This window comes from Ruegeria sp. BHSB196 (assembly GCF_059613135.1).
This window is the reverse complement of sequence record NZ_JBXWRY010000025.1, coordinates 44,669-62,092: the sequence shown is the minus strand read 5'-3', so window position 1 is coordinate 62,092 and position 17,424 is coordinate 44,669. Positions and strand designations below refer to the sequence as shown.

Sequence of the window (17,424 nt, the reverse complement as noted above, 5' to 3'; positions counted from 1 at the left end):
GGAAACCTGTCCGATGCCTATGGCCGCCGACCCGTGTTGCTCGTGTCGCTTTTCGTCATGGCCCTGGACTATCTGGTCATGGCCATTGCCGGCACGATCTGGCTGTTGCTGGTGGGCCGTATCGTGGGCGGCATCACCGCCGCGACCCATTCCACCGCCGCGGCCTTCATGGCGGACGTCTCGAAGCCTCACGAAAAGGCCGCGAATTTCGGGCTATTGGGGGCGGCCTTCGGCGTCGGGTTCGTGTTGGGGCCGATGATGGGCGGCATTCTGGGCGAATACGGCACCCGCGCGCCCTTCTACGCCGCTGCGCTGCTTGCGGGGTTGAATTGTGCGGCCGGGCTGCTGGTCATGACCGAAACCGTGGACGCGGCCCGGCGCCGCCCCTTTCGATGGCGGCGCGCAAGCCCGGTGGGCGCATTCCGGGCCATGGCCCAACTGCCCGGCATCCGGCCCCTGTTGTGGGTCTATTTCCTCTATTCCGTGTCCATCTACGTCTACCCGGCGATCTGGTCCTATTTCACCCAGGAACGCTTTGGCTGGAGCCCGCAGATCATCGGGCTTTCCCTGGGCATCTACGGTCTCGGTGTGGCCATCGTTCAGGGTGGCCTGATCCGGACCGCGATCCGACGCTTCGGCGAACGCGGCGCGATCGTCTTCGGGCAGGTCTTCCAGATCGTGAGCTTTGGCATTCTGACATTCCTGACCAACGGCACCGTCGCGCTGCTGCTGATCCCCATCACGGCTCTGGGTGCGATCGTGACTCCGTCGCTGCAAGCGATGATGTCGCATGAGGTGCCGGCATCGCAGCAGGGCGAGTTGCAGGGCGTTCTGGCCGCCGTGCACGCCCTGGCCATGGTGATTTCGCCCCTGGCCATGACCGCCATCTTCGCGCAGTTCGCGCGGGAAGATGCCTTTGTCTATCTGCCCGGCGCCCCGTTCCTCGCCGCCATGGGGCTGATGATCGCAGGGTTCGCGATCTTTCTCGGCCGGACCCGTGTCGTGGCGTAAGAACGACATCTTTCTGCCGGTTTCCACCTTGCGGCCACGGCCCTGACGCGCCACCGTGCCCGGCAAGCAAGGGGAGGACGCTCATGCAAACCATCAAGGCGGCGGTCTGCCGGGAATTCGACAAGCCGCTTGTCATCGAAGACGTGCAACTCGCCCCGCCGGGCCTGGGAGAGGTCGAGGTCACGCTCGATGCCGTCGCGATCTGCCATTCCGACATCTCCTATGCCGCGGGCGCCTGGGGAGGGTTTCTCCCGGCCGTCTACGGCCATGAGGCTGCGGGCGTGATTTCCGCCGTGGGCGAAGGCGCGGGCGATTTCAAGGTCGGGGATTCGGTCGTCGTCACGCTGATCCGCGCCTGCGGCTCGTGCCCGTCCTGCGCGGGCGGCAAACCGACGATCTGCGAAACGCCCTACAACACCGTCAAGGGCCCGCTCCGGACCGCCGATGGCGGCCCACTCGAACAGGCCATGGCCTGCGGCGCCTTTGCCGAAAAGGTTGTGGTCAGCCACCGGCAGATCGTGAAGATCCCCGACGACATGGCCAAGGACGTGGCCAGTCTGCTCAGCTGCGGCGTCATCACCGGCGTCGGCGCCGCCGTCAACGCCGCCGGTCTGCGCCCCGGGCAGGATGTGGTGGTGATCGGCGCGGGCGGCGTCGGGCTGAACGCCATTCAGGGCGCCCGAATCGCCGGCGCCCGCCGGATCGTCGCCGTGGACATGACCGAGGACAAGCTGGCAATCGCCAAGGAATTCGGCGCGACCCATGGCGTTCTGGCCACGCTCGACGCCCCGTGGAAGGCCGCCTTCAAGGCCCTCGGCGGGCGCGGGGCGGACGCGGTCCTGATCACCGTCGGCGCGATCCCGGCCTATGACCAGGCGCCGCGCTATCTCGGGCGGGGCGGAAAGGCGATCATGATCGGCATGCCCCATTCCGGCGCGCAGGCCAGCTATGAACCGGTGATCCTCGCGGCCATCGGTCAGGGGCTGATCGGCTCCAAGATGGGCGACGTGGTGATCCAGCGGGACATCCCGTGGATGATCGACCTGTATCAGCAGGGGCGGCTTAAGCTCGACGAGCTGATCTCGGGGCGCTGGACGCTGGAGCAGATCAACGAGGCGATCGCCGACACCAAGACCGGCAGCGCCAAGCGCAACGTGATCCTGTTCGATCGCGGCGCGGCGGCCGGTTAGTCGCAGAACGGAGGACGGCCGATGAAACTGCAGGATCTCGACATCATCGTCACCGCGCCGCCCGCGCCGGGCTGGGGCGGGCGGTACTGGATACTGGTCAAGGTGACGACCGACACCGGCATCACCGGCTGGGGCGAGTGTTATGCGTCCTCGGTCGGCCCCGAAGCGATGAAACACGTCATCCGCGACGTGTTCGAACGGCACATGGCGGGCGAGAATCCGGAAAACATCGAGCTGATGTTCCGCCGCGCCTATTCCAGCGGCTTCACCCAACGCCCCGACCTGACGGTCATGGGGGCGTTTTCCGGGCTTGAGATCGCGTGCTGGGACATTCTGGGCAAAGACCGGGACCGTCCGGTGCATGCGCTGATCGGCGGTCGCATGAACGACCGCATCCGCGCCTACACCTATCTCTACCCGCTGCCGCAGCACGATCTGAGCGATTTCTGGACCTCGGCGGACCAGGCCGGGGAATGCGCCGCCGAGATGGTGCGGCAGGGATACACGGCGGTCAAGTTCGACCCCGCCGGACCCTACACGATCCGCGGCGGGCACATGCCGGCCATGTCGGACATCTCGATGTCCGTCGCCTTCTGCAAGGCGATCCGCGAGGCGGTGGGCGACAAGGCCGACCTGCTGTTCGGCACCCACGGCCAGTTCAACACCGCCGGCGCCATTCGGCTGGGCCAGGTGCTGGAACCCTATTCGCCCCTCTGGTTCGAGGAGCCCACGCCCCCCGACATGATCGAGGACATGGCCCGCGTCGCCCGCAACGTGCGCATTCCGGTGGCGACGGGCGAGCGCATGACCACCAAGGCCGAGTTCGGCGCGGTGTTGCGCGCAGGTGCGGCCGAGATCCTGCAACCGGCGCTCGGCCGCGCCGGCGGCATCTGGGAGATGAAGAAGGTCGCCGCCATGGCCGAAGTCTTCAACGCGCAGATGGCGCCGCATCTCTATGCCGGGCCGGTGGAATGGGCCGCCAACATTCAACTGGCGGCGTCGATCCCGAACATCCTGCTGCTTGAAACCATCGAAACCCCGTTTCACGACCAGCTGATCAAGGGGTCGATCCGGGTCGCGGAGGGTTTCGTGACGCCGCCCGATGCGCCGGGCCTGGGCATCGAGGTGGATGAAGAACTGGCCCGGGCGCATCCCTATACCGGAGACGGGCTGCATCTGCAGATGCAGGAAGACCCGTGCGACTACGTGCACGGAAACGCGTTCCAGGGCGGTGCTCCACCGCGCGAGGGGTAAGATTGCCACGGGTGAGCCCGCGTTGTATCCTGCCCGCGCAACAAGACATGAGCGACCGGTGACGATACAAAGCCCTGACCTCCACACGCTGGAACCCGAGACACCGAACGACATGAAGCGCAACGCTTCGGACGCCGCCGCCTTCCTCAAGACGCTGGCGCATGAGGGGCGTCTGATGATCCTGTGCCACCTGGGTACCGGCGAAAAATCCGTGGGCGAACTGGAGAACCTGCTCGAGATGCGCCAGGCGGCGGTCAGCCAGATGCTGGCGCGTCTGCGCGAAGAGGGGCTGGTCACGACCCGGCGCGACGGCAAGACGATCTATTACACGCTCAGCGACGGAAACACCGCCCAGGTGATCGAGCTGCTCTACAAGTTGTTCTGCAAGTCCTGACGCGGCATCGCCCGGTCAGTTCGACACGTATCCCGCCACCACCTGCAACAGCTTGAACGCGGTCGCGGCATCGTTTTCGACCACGGCCAGGAACTCCTCTTCCCCGATCCGCAGACAGGTCAGATCGGTCTCGGCGATCATGCTGAGCGCCCGCGGCTCCTTGCGGATCAACCCAAGCTCTCCCACCAGCGTCCCGGGTCCGACCCGCGTGATCAACTGATCCGCGCCGCCGGACTGCGGCAGGTACAGCCCAGCCTCCCCTTCGATGATCATGTAGGCGCCATCGGTCGGATCGTCGTCCTTGAGGAACACCACCTCCCCGGCCTTGGCGTCGAACCAGCGCGCGCCAAAGGCCAGCAGCCGCAACTGGCGCCGGTCCAGTTCGGAAAACAGCGGCGTCTGTTCCAGCGCCCGCAACTTGCGCGTCAGGTCGGCCGAGGCCGCGCCGTCTTCTTCGATCTCCATGGGGGCCTCCTCGCTGATGATCCTGCCCTGACGGAGCTCGATGTGCAAATCGAACGCTTCGGGGGACCGGAACTGATCGTTGATGTAGATCACCGTAGTGTCGGGCAGCAGCGCGCGCAGGTTCTTGTAGACCGACACCTGCGTTTCCATGTCGAAACTCGCCAGGGCGCTTTCGAGGATCAGGATGTCCGGCTTCTTGACCGCGGCGCGCGTAAAGGCCAGCGGCTCGGCAAAGGCCGCCGGCAGGTTCTGCCCGCCTAGGGTCACGGGCAGGTCATAGATCAGTTCGACGACCAGCGGCTGCACCTCGTTTTCCGACATCACATCTGTCACCAGCTTGCGCAATTCGTCCGCCCGCGCGCCGCCGACCTGACTGACCTTGCCGAACAGGGCGTTTTCCAGAACCGTCAGACCCGGCGCAAAGCGATCCTCGCGTAGCGGTTCGAAGACCTCGTGCAGGCTTTCGAGAAGCTTTTCGGAATGGCTGTGCCGCAATTCGAGGATGCGGGTCATAAGCTTGTCGGAAAAGGCAGGCCCGATCTGTTCGGCGGAAATCCGGAACGGAACCGCAAGCAGGTTTGCCAGTTCGGTGTCGTCCAGCGCCTGCGCCCCGGCGCTGCGGGTCTTTTCCACCAGTTCGACCGCGGCCTCATAGGTGTTGACCTCAAGCCCGAGCTTTCTGAACAGCGGATGATCGGTGCCGTCCAGGCCGAAGATCTGGCGCAGCATGTCGATGACATCGCGGGTCAGCCCGACGAGAATCTCGTCGAGACCAAGTTCCCGCAACTGCCCCAGAAACACCGTCTGGCGCGCCAGCAACTCCTGCGTGACCGGAACGCGCGGGGTTGCGAACAACAGGTTCTCGGCCACCGGCAACGCGGGGTTGTAGGTGTCACGGTCAAAGATATACGCCTGTTGCTCCAGCCCGGCCTTCCTGACCGCCTCGCGCACCGATGGCCGCAAGGCGACAAGCTTTTCGGCCAGAACCGGATGGCTGCCGGGATCGAACACCTGATCGGCCCCGCGCCGGAACAGCGTGGCGCCAGACCCCATGCCCTCGATCAGTCGCAGCCACCAGTCGCGCAGCGCCTTGCGGTCCTCGAACCCGGCCAGGGCCGGGTCGAGCCACTCGGTTTGGAAGGGATCGGCGCTGTTGCCCGCCCTGAGGGTCTCGGCGAATTCCGGGGTGTCCGGCGCCGCACCCAGCGGCCGGAACCGCATCGGCATCATGACATTGTCGCCGAACGTGCCCTGGAACATGACCGGCCGCGAACTTGCATAGCCGATGCGCGCGGCGACATCCACCTGATGCACGCCTGACAGATCGCGGCCGCCGATCGTGACCTTGCCCGAACTCGGCAGCACCTCGCGGGTGAGCAGCTCGCTGAGCGCGCGCCGGTCTTCCTCGCTGGGCGCGGAGATGCCGATGACACCGCCGCCGGGCAAGGTGATGTCGAGGTCGTCCAGAACATGATTGCCGTCCGCGTCGCGAACCGAAACGTGATCCAGAACGATGTCGCCGGTCAGGCGCACCCGCTCCTCGGGCTCGCCTTCGAACAGCGCCTCGTCGATCATGCCGGGCGGCGCGAACCGCTCGACCACCACATCCCAGCGCACGGCCATGTCCTGGGTCTGGTTGTAATAGGCCAATAGCTCTTTCCACGGCGAACTCAGATCCTTGTACGCCGCCAGCGCCGCAACCAGCGCGCCCAGCGACACGCTGCCTTGCAGAACCAGGTAGCCGCCCACCGAATAGAACAGGAACGGTGTCAGCTGGGAGATGAAGTTGTTGAGGAACTTCATGAAGAATTTTTTCTGGTAGATCTGGAACCGGATGCCGAACAGACGCCCGAGCTGGTCCGAGATCATCGCCCGCCGATACCGCCACCCCGCATTGCCGCGCAGCGTCGAGGCGCCGGCCGCGCTTTCCCCGATCTGGGCGGCCAGAACGCGCACCTCCTGAATGCGCTTCTTGTTGAGCTGGTTGATCTGGCGCTGAAGCATCGGGATCAGCCACGCCTGCAGCGGGATAAGGGCGACGGCGGCCAGCCCGAACCACACGTTCTGCAGGAACAGGAAGGACAGGATGGTCAGCATCTGCCCCGCCTGCAGCACCGGCTGGCTGATGGCATCGCCCATCAGCCCCCCCATCGGCTCGCTTTCCGCCGTGACCATCGACACCAGTTCGCCCTGGCTGACGCGCTCGAAATAGGGTTGCGGGAACCGCAGGATGCTGCTGATGAGCTGATAGCGGAACCGGCGCAACATGCGTTCGCTCAACACGCCCTTCATCGTGTTGATGCGCATCTTCATCAGCCCGTGCGCCAGCACCGCCAGCAGAAAGGCCAAACAGAGGATCATCAGGAACGTGGTCTGGCCAACCGTGTATCCCCAGATTTCGACGGTTTCGCTGGCCGCGCCGATGGCGTCGTTGATGATCCGCTTGGGCAGTTCCAGCGTCAGATAGAGCAGCGGGAAAAGCGTCGAGGTCACGGCCAGCAGGATCAGCTGGTCGCGTTTCGAATACTTCCAGATGAAACGGAAAAGCGTGCGTTCGATGGGATCCGCCCCTGTTGACAATTCCTGCGACATCAAACTGCGAAGCGGTTATCGGCCGATCACGAATTCAGGCTATCGCATCCGAAGCTTTTGAAGCAAATGGATTCCCGGTCAAGGAATATGCGCCCCGACCCGGACAAGTTTGTTTGCGCGGCGCGGTTTATCATCCTAAGCTTGCATCCAGTTTGGATTTGGGAGGACAACCTTGCCTGCAACCTTTGGCACGGTGTTTTTGTTACTCTGCCTATTGCAGATCAAGCACATGTTTGCCGACTATTACCTGCAAACCCCCAAGATGCTGGAGGGGCGCGGCGAGTATTTCCATGTCGGGCGCGCCCAGCATGCCGGCGTGCACGTCATCGGCTCCGCCGCGATCTTTCTGCTCCTCGGGTCTCCCATTCCCTTCGTGATCGTGATGATGGCCCTAGAATGGGTCATCCATTTCAACATCGACTTCGGCAAGGCCTATTATTCCGACAAGAAGGCGCTCCGCCCCAATCAGGCCGCCTATTGGCGCGCGGCGGGTCTGGATCAGTGCCTGCACAACCTGACCTATGTCGCGATGACCTGGGCCTGGGTCGAATTCGCCCACTGACCGCAACCCGTTCAGAACACCACCGGTTCGTTGCGCTTGATCGTCCGCAACACCACGTTCGTCTGGGCGCTCGCCACCGCCGGCAGGCGGAACAGGAAGCCTTCCAGAAAGGTGTTGTAGGCGGACAGGTCCGCGCACAGGACGCGCAGGTGGTAATCCGCCTGCCCCGTCGTCGCATAGCATTCCTGCACCTCGCTGCTACGCTCGATCGCGCGGATGAACTCGACGATCTTGTCGGGGTCGTGGCGCGTCAGATGCACATGCACGATCGCCTCGAACCCCAGCCCCATCTCGGCCGGGTTGACGACCGCGCCATATCTTTCGATCACGCCGGCCTCTTCCAGGCTGCGCACCCGCCGCCACAGGGCCGAGGCCGACATGCCCACCGCCTCGGCCAGGTCGGCATTCGAGATTCGGCTGTCTTTCTGAAGCAGGGTCAGAATGCGGCGATCCCGGTCATCCAGTTGCATCGATTTGGAAATCCTTTTCCGTCAGCGTCACAATTTTGGCAAAACATACCACACACGACCCGGAAGGCGACACAATTTGGATCATATTTCCAGATTTGTCGGCCTAGGATACCAGAAAAGGCGCGCAACAGATCAGGACTCAGGACATGACCCGTCATTCCACGGATTTCCGAACCTATCAGCTCGAAGATCGCTATGCCCTCACAGAAGGCCGAGTCTTTCTCACCGGCACGCAGGCGCTGGCACGGATCCTGATGGATCAGGCCCGGCGCGACCGCGCCGCAGGCCTGAACACGGCGGGCTTCGTTTCGGGCTACCGGGGGTCGCCGTTGGGCGGCCTGGATCTGGAATTGTGGCGGGCGCGCGAGCGGTTGACCCGGGACCGGATCACCTTCATGCCCGCCGTCAACGAGGATCTGGGCGCGACGGCCGTCCTGGGCGCGCAGCAGGCCACCCTGGACCCGCATTGCGAGGTCGAAGGCGTGTTTTCCATGTGGTACGGCAAGGGGCCGGGCGTGGACCGGTCCGGCGATGCGTTGAAGCACGGCAATGCCTACGGCTCATCCCCGAAAGGCGGCGTTCTGGTGGTCGCGGGCGATGACCACGGCTGCGTCAGTTCCTCGATGCCGCACCAGTCCGACGTGGCCTTCATGGCGTGGTTCATGCCCACGCTGAACCCGGCGTCGGTCGAGGAATATCTGGAATACGGCGAATACGGCTTTGCGCTGTCGCGCTTCTCGGGCACCTGGGTCGGGTTCAAGGCGATCTCGGAAACCGTCGAAAGCGCCCGTTCGGTCGAGTTGAGCCCCGACCGGGAATTCAACCTGCCCGAGATCGAGCTTCCGCCCGGCGGGCTGCATGTGCGCGCCGCCGACCTGCCCTCGCCCGAGATCGAAACCCGCATCCGGCACAAGCTGCGGGCCGTGCGCGCCTTTGCCGAGGCCAACCCGATCGACCGCCGTATCTACGGCATCGACAAGGCCCGGTTCGGCTTCGTCACCACCGGCAAGGCGCATCTGGACCTGATGGAGGCGCTGCGCCTGCTGGGTCTGGACGAGGCCGCCTGCCGCCGGCTGGGCATCGACATCTACAAGGTCGGCATGGTCTGGCCGCTGGCCCGCCGCAACGCGCTGCGCTTCGTGAAGGGCAAGGCCGAGGTTCTGGTGGTCGAGGAAAAACGCGGCATCATCGAAAGCCAGTTCAAGGAATATTTCTACGACTGGCCGGGCGACAAGCCGCACAAGATGGTGGGCAAATACGACAGCCACGGCGAACCGCTGATCCCCTGGACAGGTGAGCTCAGCCCGCTGATGCTGGCCCCCATCGTCGCGGCGCGGCTCGACAAGTTCTTTCCCGAAGAGGGCCTGCCCGCCAAGGCGCGGGCGCTGACCGACCATCCGCCGCAGCTGATCAACGTGCCGGGCGCAACCCGCACGCCCTATTTCTGCTCCGGCTGCCCGCACAACACTTCCACCAAGGTGCCCGACGGCTCGACCGCGGCCAGCGGCATCGGCTGCCACGTGATGGCGTCCTGGATGGACCGGCAGACGGTCGGCTATGCCCAGATGGGCGGCGAGGGTGTGCCGCATGTGGTCGCCTCCAAATACAATGGCGGCAAGCACATCTTCCAGAATCTGGGCGAAGGGACGTGGTACCATTCCGGCTCTCTGGCGATCCGCCAGGCGGTCGCGGCCGGGACCAACATCACCTACAAGATCCTCTACAACGACGCCGTGGCGATGACCGGCGGCCAGCCGGTGGACGGCCCGATCAGCGTGTCCGGCATCGCCCAGACCTGCCGCGCCGAGGGGGTCGAGCGGATCGCCGTCGTCTCGGACGACATCTCGAAGTTCCACCACGCGGATTTCCCCTCGGAAACCACGTTCCACGACCGGGCGGAACTGGACACCCTGCAACGCGAGCTACGCGAGACGCCGGGCGTTACGGTTCTGATCTATGAACAGACCTGCGCCACGGAAAAACGCCGCCGCCGCAAGCGCGGCACGATGGAGGACCCCAAGCGGTTCGTCTGGATCAACGATCTGGTCTGCGAGGGCTGCGGCGACTGCTCGATCGAGTCCAACTGCCTGAGCGTCGAGCCGCGCGAAACTCCGCTGGGGCGCAAGCGCAAGATCAACCTCTCGACCTGCAACAAGGACTATTCCTGCCTCGGCGGCTTCTGCCCCAGCTTCGTCACCGTCGAGGGCGCCACGCGGCGCAAGCGCGCGGTCAAGCTGGAGCTGAATGCGCTCGAGGCCGACCTGCCCACCCCGGAAATGCCACCACTCACCGAGCCGTTCGACCTGCTCGTCACCGGGGTGGGCGGCACCGGCGTCGTCACCGTCGGCGCCCTGATCACCATGGCGGCGCATCTCGAAGGCAAGGGCGCGTCGGTGCTGGACTTCACGGGCTTCGCGCAGAAATTCGGCACCGTTCTCAGCTACATCCGGCTCGGCACCGCCCCCGAGGCGCTCAACCAGGTGCGCATCGACCAGGGCGCCGCGGATGCGGTCATCGGCTGCGACATCGTCGTCAGCTCGGCGCCCAAGGCGTCCGTCCACTACCACGAGGGCACGCAGGTGGTGCTGAACCGCGCCGAAATGCCGACCGGCGATCTGGTGCTGCGCCGGGACGCCCAGTTAAAGACCGACGCCCGCGAAGAGGCGATTGCCCGGACGGTCGGTGGAGACAACGTGACCGGTTTCGACGCCAATGCCGCCGCCGAGGCGCTGCTGGGCGACGCGGTCTTCGCCAATGTCATGATGCTGGGCTTTGCCTGGCAAAAGGGGCTGGTGCCGGTGTCGGACACCGCTCTGGGCCAGGCGATCCTGCTCAACGGCGTCGCGGTCGAAAAGAACCGGCTGGCCTTCGCCATCGGCCGCTGCATGGCGGTCGCGCCCGACCGGCTGCAGGGCTATGCCGACCCGCAGCCCGAGGCGGAAACGCTCGCGCAGATGATCGCGCGCCGCGCGGCCTTCCTGACCGACTATCAGGACGCGGCCTATGCCAAGCGGTATACCGACCGGATCGAGAGCTTCCGCGCCGCCCTGCCCGACGCGCCCGAAGACCTGATCCGCACCGCCGCGCGCAACCTGTTCAAGCTGATGGCCTACAAGGACGAGTACGAGGTGGCGCGGCTGATGACCGATCAACGCTTTGCCGATGAGCTTGCGGACAAGTTCGAGGGCGATTTCCGGGTCAAGTACCACATGGCGCCGCCCTTGCTGAGCCTGAAGCGGGATGCGCGGGGACGGCCCGCAAAACGAGCCTTCGGGCCATGGTTGCGCCCGGTTCTGGCCCGGCTTGCCCGGTTCAGATCGTTGCGCGGCTCGGCCTTCAATCCGTTCGGATATCACGCCGAGGCGCGGATGCACCGCGAAACGCTGGCCTGGTACGAGGCGCTGCTGGACCGGGCGCAACGCGAATTCTCCGCCAATCGTGCGGATCAATGGCACACCGCGTTGTCAGCGGCGGACGAAATCCGCGGCTATGGCCCGGTGCGGGAAGGTGCCGTGCGCGCGGCGCGGACGGCGGTGGAACAGGCCCTCGCCTAACCCAGGACCGAAAAGCTGCTCTCTTCGTTGATCGGCCGCTTGCGGGAATAGAACCCGACATCGATGGTGCGGCCGACATGGGGCAGGTCGAATTGCAGGGGCTGGGCGTCGTGATCCGCCCCGCCCTCGCAATACGCCACCAGCGCGGCCATCATCTTGCCGGCGATCGGCGCGTTCTTGTACTGGTTCCCGCTGGTCCCGCAGGCCATGTAGAATCCCGGCAGGCTGGACTTGTCATAGATCGGAATCCAGTCGGTCGAGGCATCGTACAGATCCACCACACCCCGCGTTCTGGACGGGATGCCCAGCGACGGCACCCGCTGGGCATAGCGCATCGCCTGCGTCGTCCACTGGTCGGTGAAGTCGCGGTTGTAATGGGTATCGTCCTCGCACCACTGATGCGGATCGCATTCCGGATCCTCCGAGCCGATCAGGATATGGTTGCCGTGTTCCGGCCGGCAGTAGCAGGCGATGTCGCTGTCCGAAACGATGGTGCCCTGGGTCTCGAAATCGAATCCTTCCGGCGCCGGGACATGCACCACCTCCTGCCGCAGGGGGCGGGTTTCGATGGTCATGTCCTCCAGCACCCCGGCCATGCGGTTGACGATGGACGATCCCGGCCCGGCCACGTTGATCACGACGGGCGCCCGGATCTCCTCGCCCGAGGCCAGCCGGACGCCGCCGGCCCGCCCGTTGTCGCGCAGGATCTCGACCACCTCCGCCCCGGTCCGCACCTCGGCCCCGTGCGCCCGCGCCGCCGCCATCAGGTTCTGGGCCGACAGCGCGGGGTCGGTGACGTAACCGGCCTTCGGCCAGAACACCGCGCCCTGCATCCGGCGGCCGTTCGGCTTGCCGAAATCCGGGTCGTCCATGCGCCGGGCCGGCGCGAAGCTGTCCAGCGAATAGATCGGCAGGCGCTCCTGTATCTGCTCCGCCGTCCATTCCTCGAACGGGCAACCCAGTTCGGCGCTGTATTTCATGTGCTTCTCGAGAAACCCGTTCGCTTCGGTCTTCATCACCAGACACCCGGTCTCGCGGAACTGCGCCAGGGTCTCGCCCTCGGGCAAGCCCAGATACGCCGCCCAGTCGCGCCAGTAGTGGTACCCCTCCCAGGCAAAGGCGGTGCCGTCGAAGGTCGAATAGTGCATTCGGATGATGGCACAGGATCCGGCGGTCGAGCCATGGCCCACCTGCGCATTGCGGTCCAGCGACAGGGTCTTCCATCCTGCCTTGGCCAGTTCGAAAGCGGTGGCCGCGCCGATCACGCCGGTTCCGATGATGATTGCGTCCGGGTTGCTCATGGCGAATCTCCCTCCCAGAATGTCCTGGCATAGGCCGAAAATTCCTCGATCTCTTCGGGCTGGCCCTCGACGCCCGTGAAGACCAGCAAGTAATGGGGCAGCAGCTTCAGGCGGAACGCCACCGGTTCGTTCAGCTGCGCCAGATCGTATCCGATCTGCATGTAATACAGTACGCGGGCGCGGGTGATCGCCTCGAACTCCTCATAGCCATAGCGCATGAACATGGCCTGAAGCGCCTCGAGCCTGCGCGCATCGGATTGGTCCAGCATCCGCCGCACCTTGCCCGACCGCCGCGCCCAGTCCCGCACCGCGAAATCCAGCGCGGTGTCGAACAGCCCCTGATTGACCACGCAGCGATGCACGTTGCAGACCGCCGCGGTAACGGTGGGCGCGGGCGTTTCCGCCTGCCGGATCAGCGCGGCGGTGTTGGTTGCCTGCCAGCGCGCCAAAAGCGCGTCCAGCAGATCCTGCCGGGATTTGAAATACCAGTAGAAGGACGAACGCGACACCGCCATGCGTTCGGCCAGGTTCATCACCTTGACCTGTTCCACCCCGTCGGAAACCAGCACGTCCATGGCCACGTTCAGCCAGTCGTCGCGGGTGACCTTGACATTGCCGACCAGCGGTTCGGCATCCGGGTCGTCCCGGTGGAGGATGGGCTTGGTGTTCATTCAGCTCTCCGGTGGCGCGCCGCCTTCCCGGGTGCGGCGCGCGATGAACTCCTGCAACGCGGCGATCCGGTTGGCATCGTGGGCGGGCGGCTCGAAATTCTCGACGATGCCCTGCCAGATCCCGGTCGCGCGACGGTTGGCATCGACCGAACCGCGCTCGGTCCAGGTGCCGAAGTTCGACCAGTCTCTGACCAGCGGTTCATAGAACTGGGTCTGGTACCGCTCCATCGTATGCGCCGCACCAAAGAAATGGCCCGAAGGCATCACTTCGCGCAGGGCGTCGAGCGCGATATCGGCATCCGTCGCGGGGGTACCCGCGCACAGCTCGGCCACCATCTGCAGGACTTCCAGATCGGTGACGATCTTTTCGAAGGACACGGTCAGCCCGCCCTCCAGCCAGCCGGCCGAATGGATGATCACCGTGGCCCCGGCCATCAGACAGCCCCACAGCGCGAACTGACTTTCATTGGCCGCCTGCGCGTCGTTGACATTGGCGGCGCTGCCGCCCGCGCAGCGCCAGGGCAGCCCGACCTTGCGGGCCAGTTGCCCCGCCACCAGTGAGGCGGTGAAATGTTCCGGCGTGCCAAAGGCGGGCGCGCCCGACTTCATGTCCACATTGCTGGTGAAGGTGCCATAGCAGACCGGCGCGCCGGATCTGGCCAGCTGGGCCAGGGTGATCGCCGCCAGCGCCTCGGCATGGCTGAGCGTCATCGCCCCGGCCACGGTGATCGGGGCCATCGCCCCCATCAGCGTGAACGGCGTCACGATCGACATCTGGCCGCCGCGGGCAAAATCGATCAACCCCTGCGCCATGGGCGTGTCGATCACACGCGGCGAGTTGGTGTTGATGATGGTATAGCACCAGGGCCGGGCCAGAAACGCCTCGTCCGACAACCCGCGAAAATCCCGGATCATCTCGAACCCGTCCATCACCTGCGGAGTGCCGCGGGAATAGATGAACGGCACCTTGTCGCTGAGCGTGAGCTCGGCCTCCGTCATCGCATAGTGGCGCAGGTGGATGGGTATGTCCTGCGCCTCGACCAGCGGAGGCACCATGTGCAACACGTCGAAGGACTGGGTGATCTTCACCATCTCGCGAAAATCCTCCAGCGTACCGGGCCGCCGGCCACGCACCAGATCGGTGGCGTGCGGCGCACCGGCGCCGGGCTGAAACACCAGCCGCCCGAGTTCCAGCGTGATGTCCTTTTCCGGCCTCGCCCCCTTGACGGAGAACGACCGTGGCGCGGTGGCCAGCGCCGCCTCGACGACATCACGGCCCAGATAGACCATCTCGTCCTCGACCCGCGCCCCACCCTGCCTATACAGATTGCGCGCCTCGGGTAGCAGAACCTTGATCCCGATCTCTTCCAGCACCGTGAGCGAGGCCCGATGCAGCGCCTCGATCCGATCCTCGGTAAAGGCGTTCATGGTCGGAAACGGGTTGCGCAGATTGTGATAATCCACCTGACGCTTCGGGGCTTCGGCCCCGGGGCCGCGCCCCCGTCGCCCGCGCCGTTCGGCCCGCGTCATGATCGCATCGCCCTTCCCTCGGGGTCGTAGGGCGACGGCGGGATCACCCGCGCCGGGCGCTCGACCCCGACGACGTGAACCGACAGCTCGGTTCCCACGTCGGACTGGTCCCGGTCCACCAGCGCCATGGCCAGAGACTTTTGGGTATGGTGCCCGTACCCGCCCGAGGTGACGAACCCGACCCGCGCGCCGTTCGACCAGATCGGCTCGAACCCGCTGGCATCCGCATCCTCCGCGTCGATTTCCAGCGTGACCTGAACCTGCGCCGGCCCGTTTCCGTCCCGTTCGGCCAGAGCGGCCGCTTTGCCGGTGAAGTCCTTGGACCAGTCGATCCAGCGGTCCATCCCGGTCATGCCGGGCGTATAGCCCTGCGTGAATTCCGCCGACCATATGCCGAAACTCTTTTCCAGCCGCGTGGACAGCATCGCGTTGAAGCCGCATTCGCGGATGCCCTGATCCGCGCCGGCCTCAAGCAACTGGCGGCGCAGCGCGACATGATCGCCATAGCGGCAATTGATCTCGAAGCCCTTCTCGCCGGTCACGGACATGCGGGCCACCCTTGCCCGCACCAGGCCGATGTCAAAATCGCCGCAGCCCATGAAGCCCAGCGCCGAGATGTCCTGTTCCGCCAGCTTCTCGACCACCGCCTGCGACTTGGGGCCGACCACGGCGAACCCGCACATTTCCTCGCCCAGATCGCGCACCGATACGCCGTCGATCATGTGTTGGTCGAACCACCGCAGGTGCCAGGCCCGCAGATAGTAGCTGCCCATGATCCACCAGGTGCCGTCGCCCCAGTTCAGAACCGTCAGATCGCCCTTGAGCTTGCCCGTTTCGCTCAGCATCGGGGCCAGTTTCGCCCGCCCCGGCACGGGCAGTTTCGAGGCCATGACGGTGTTCAGCCACGCCTCGGCGTTGGGACCGCGCACCTCGAACCGGGAAAACCCAGTGATGTCGAGCAACCCCACGCCTTCGCGGATCACCCGGCACTCCTCGGCCACGATGTCGAACGCGTTGGAGCGTTTCAGGGTCGGGTTTTCCTCGAACCCCTGCGGTGCGAAATACAGCGGCACCTCCAGATCCCAGCTCACGCCCCATTTGCACCCGGCCGCGGTCATGGCGTCATGGGCCGGCGCCATCTTCAGCGGACGGCCCGCCGGAAGCTGCTCATTCGGATAGGTCATCACGAAACGCCGGGAATAGAACTGGCCCGTGGTTTCGCGGATATAGCGTTTGTTCTCGGCGAATTTGCCATAGCGGGCGACATCCATGCCGTAGACATCCGCTTCGGGTTCGCCGTGGATCATCCATTCGGCCAGCGACTTGCCCACGCCGCCGCCCTGCAGGAATCCGGCCATCACCGCGCAGGCGGTCCAGTAGCCGCGCTTGCCCGGAACCGGCCCGACCAGCGGATTGCCGTCGGGCGAAAAGGTGAACGCGCCGTTGACCCAGGTCTTGATGCCGACGTCGTTGAGGCATGGGTACCGCTTGAATCCCAGCATCAGCTCGTTCTCGATGCGCCCCAGATCCTCCTGTTGCAGCTCGAACCCGTAGTCCCAGGGCGCCCCGTCCTCCATCCAGTGGTCGTGATCGATCTCGTAGATGCCGACCAGCATCCCCTTCTGGTCCTGCCGCATGTAGGTGAAGCCTTCCAGATCCACGGTCATCGGCAATTCGTGATCCAGCGCCGCGACTTCGGGGATCGCGTCGGTGATGAGGTAGTGGTGGTTCAGCGGGCTGACCGGCAGTTCGATCCCCGCCATCCGGCCCACCTGCTTGGCCCAGAGACCGGCGGCGTTGACCACGTGCTCGCAGGTGATCGTGCCCTTTTCGGTCACAACCCGCCAGCCGTCGGGCGTCTGGTTCAATTCCATCACGCGGTTGTTCTCGACCACGGTGGCGCCATATTTCCTGGCCGCCCCGGCATAGGCCTTAACCGTGCCGGTCGTATCGATATACCCTTCGCGATCGGCCCAGAGCCCGCCCAGAATTCCCTCGCCCGACATGACCGGGTTCAGCGCCACCGCCTCTTCGGGCGTGACCAGCCGGCAATCCTCGATCCCGATGGTCTGGAAGATGCGGTAGGCCGATTGCAGCCATTCCCACCGCTCGGGCGTGCCCGCCAGCGTCAGACCCCCGGTCATGTGCATGCCGACCGACTGCCCGCTTTCGCGTTCGATTTCCGTCAGCAGATCGATCGTATAGGCCTGCAGCGCCGCAATGTTCGGGTCCGCATTCAGGGCATGAAACCCGCCCGCCGCGTGCCATGACGAGCCGGCGGTCAGGATCTTGCGCTCGATCAGGCAAACGTCGGCCCAGCCGAACTTGGCCAGGTGATAGAGAACCGAGGCGCCCACGACGCCTCCTCCGATGACCACGACGCGATAATGCGACTGCATGCGCTCCTCCCCAGATCCGCTCGGGCGGAAC

Annotated in this window: 12 protein-coding genes; 6 read left to right on the top strand and 6 right to left on the bottom strand. The window is 65.2% G+C overall.

Annotated features, from left to right (window positions below; translation table 11 throughout):
* The 4 genes from AC2FNJ_RS13405 to AC2FNJ_RS13390 form a co-directional block, all read left to right on the top strand.
* The coding region (locus AC2FNJ_RS13405) for an MFS transporter (protein ID WP_496764893.1) at positions 1–1,011 on the top strand (1,011 nt) is incomplete at its 5' end.
* A gap of 83 nt (positions 1,012–1,094) precedes the next feature.
* Complete coding sequence (locus tag AC2FNJ_RS13400) at positions 1,095–2,201, top strand: Zn-dependent alcohol dehydrogenase (protein WP_496764892.1); 1,107 nt, start codon at positions 1,095–1,097, stop codon at positions 2,199–2,201.
* 21 nt (positions 2,202–2,222) lie between these two features.
* Positions 2,223–3,455 carry a mandelate racemase/muconate lactonizing enzyme family protein gene (locus AC2FNJ_RS13395; protein WP_496764891.1) on the top strand — a complete coding sequence of 411 codons (1,233 nt, stop codon included), beginning with the start codon at positions 2,223–2,225 and terminating at the stop codon, positions 3,453–3,455.
* 112 nt (positions 3,456–3,567) lie between these two features.
* The gene (locus tag AC2FNJ_RS13390; protein ID WP_496764895.1) at positions 3,568–3,849 is read left to right on the top strand and encodes an ArsR/SmtB family transcription factor; all 282 of its coding nucleotides are present in this window, start codon (positions 3,568–3,570) and stop codon (positions 3,847–3,849) included.
* A 15-nt stretch (positions 3,850–3,864) separates the two neighbouring features.
* On the opposite strand, the gene AC2FNJ_RS13385 is transcribed toward AC2FNJ_RS13390, so the two are convergent.
* Positions 3,865–6,906, bottom strand: coding sequence for an ABC transporter transmembrane domain-containing protein (locus AC2FNJ_RS13385; protein ID WP_496764889.1), 3,042 nt, complete (start codon positions 6,904–6,906; stop codon positions 3,865–3,867).
* Between the two features lie 172 nt (positions 6,907–7,078).
* Between AC2FNJ_RS13385 and AC2FNJ_RS13380 the strand changes: the two genes are divergently transcribed.
* On the top strand, positions 7,079–7,468 hold the full coding sequence (locus AC2FNJ_RS13380) for a DUF3307 domain-containing protein (RefSeq protein WP_496764887.1): 390 nt from the start codon (positions 7,079–7,081) through the stop codon (positions 7,466–7,468).
* Positions 7,469–7,479: 11 nt separating this feature from the next.
* On the opposite strand, the gene AC2FNJ_RS13375 is transcribed toward AC2FNJ_RS13380, so the two are convergent.
* On the bottom strand, positions 7,480–7,938 hold the full coding sequence (locus tag AC2FNJ_RS13375) for an Lrp/AsnC family transcriptional regulator (protein ID WP_496764886.1): 459 nt from the start codon (positions 7,936–7,938) through the stop codon (positions 7,480–7,482).
* Between the two features lie 146 nt (positions 7,939–8,084).
* Here AC2FNJ_RS13375 and AC2FNJ_RS13370 point away from each other — a divergent pair, with 146 nt between their 5' ends.
* Complete coding sequence (locus AC2FNJ_RS13370) at positions 8,085–11,492, top strand: indolepyruvate ferredoxin oxidoreductase family protein (protein ID WP_496764884.1); 3,408 nt, start codon at positions 8,085–8,087, stop codon at positions 11,490–11,492.
* On the opposite strand, the gene AC2FNJ_RS13365 is transcribed toward AC2FNJ_RS13370, so the two are convergent.
* Genes AC2FNJ_RS13365 through AC2FNJ_RS13350 form a run of 4 tightly spaced genes read right to left on the bottom strand, consistent with a single transcriptional unit; the run spans position 11,489 to position 17,393 of the window.
* A complete protein-coding gene (locus tag AC2FNJ_RS13365; RefSeq protein WP_496764882.1) occupies positions 11,489–12,793 on the bottom strand; it encodes an NAD(P)/FAD-dependent oxidoreductase in 1,305 nt (434 codons plus the stop codon). The two genes, AC2FNJ_RS13370 and AC2FNJ_RS13365, sit on opposite strands and share 4 nt — an antisense overlap.
* The gene (locus AC2FNJ_RS13360; protein WP_496764881.1) at positions 12,790–13,464 is read right to left on the bottom strand and encodes a TetR/AcrR family transcriptional regulator; all 675 of its coding nucleotides are present in this window, start codon (positions 13,462–13,464) and stop codon (positions 12,790–12,792) included. Before AC2FNJ_RS13360 ends, AC2FNJ_RS13365 begins: the two co-directional genes overlap by 4 nt.
* Positions 13,465–14,994, bottom strand: a complete 1,530-nt coding sequence (locus AC2FNJ_RS13355) for a trimethylamine methyltransferase family protein (RefSeq protein WP_496764879.1) — start codon at positions 14,992–14,994, stop codon at positions 13,465–13,467.
* Positions 14,991–17,393, bottom strand: coding sequence for a GcvT family protein (locus AC2FNJ_RS13350; RefSeq protein ID WP_496764878.1), 2,403 nt, complete (start codon positions 17,391–17,393; stop codon positions 14,991–14,993). Before AC2FNJ_RS13350 ends, AC2FNJ_RS13355 begins: the two co-directional genes overlap by 4 nt.
* Positions 17,394–17,424: the final 31 nt, after the last annotated feature.

Bases quoted from the DNA above. Each gene is read 5' to 3' on its own strand.
- AC2FNJ_RS13400 (WP_496764892.1), top strand. From the start codon at position 1,095: ATGCAAACCATCAAGGCGGCGGTCTGCCGGGAATTCGACAAGCCGCTT.
- AC2FNJ_RS13395 (WP_496764891.1), top strand. From the start codon at position 2,223: ATGAAACTGCAGGATCTCGACATCATCGTCACCGCGCCGCCCGCGCCG.
- AC2FNJ_RS13390 (WP_496764895.1), top strand. From the start codon at position 3,568: ATGAAGCGCAACGCTTCGGACGCCGCCGCCTTCCTCAAGACGCTGGCG.
- AC2FNJ_RS13385 (WP_496764889.1), bottom strand. From the start codon at position 6,906: ATGTCGCAGGAATTGTCAACAGGGGCGGATCCCATCGAACGCACGCTT.
- AC2FNJ_RS13375 (WP_496764886.1), bottom strand. From the start codon at position 7,938: ATGCAACTGGATGACCGGGATCGCCGCATTCTGACCCTGCTTCAGAAA.
- AC2FNJ_RS13370 (WP_496764884.1), top strand. From the start codon at position 8,085: ATGACCCGTCATTCCACGGATTTCCGAACCTATCAGCTCGAAGATCGC.
- AC2FNJ_RS13365 (WP_496764882.1), bottom strand. From the start codon at position 12,793: ATGAGCAACCCGGACGCAATCATCATCGGAACCGGCGTGATCGGCGCG.
- AC2FNJ_RS13360 (WP_496764881.1), bottom strand. From the start codon at position 13,464: ATGAACACCAAGCCCATCCTCCACCGGGACGACCCGGATGCCGAACCG.
- AC2FNJ_RS13355 (WP_496764879.1), bottom strand. From the start codon at position 14,994: ATGACGCGGGCCGAACGGCGCGGGCGACGGGGGCGCGGCCCCGGGGCC.
- AC2FNJ_RS13350 (WP_496764878.1), bottom strand. From the start codon at position 17,393: ATGCAGTCGCATTATCGCGTCGTGGTCATCGGAGGAGGCGTCGTGGGC.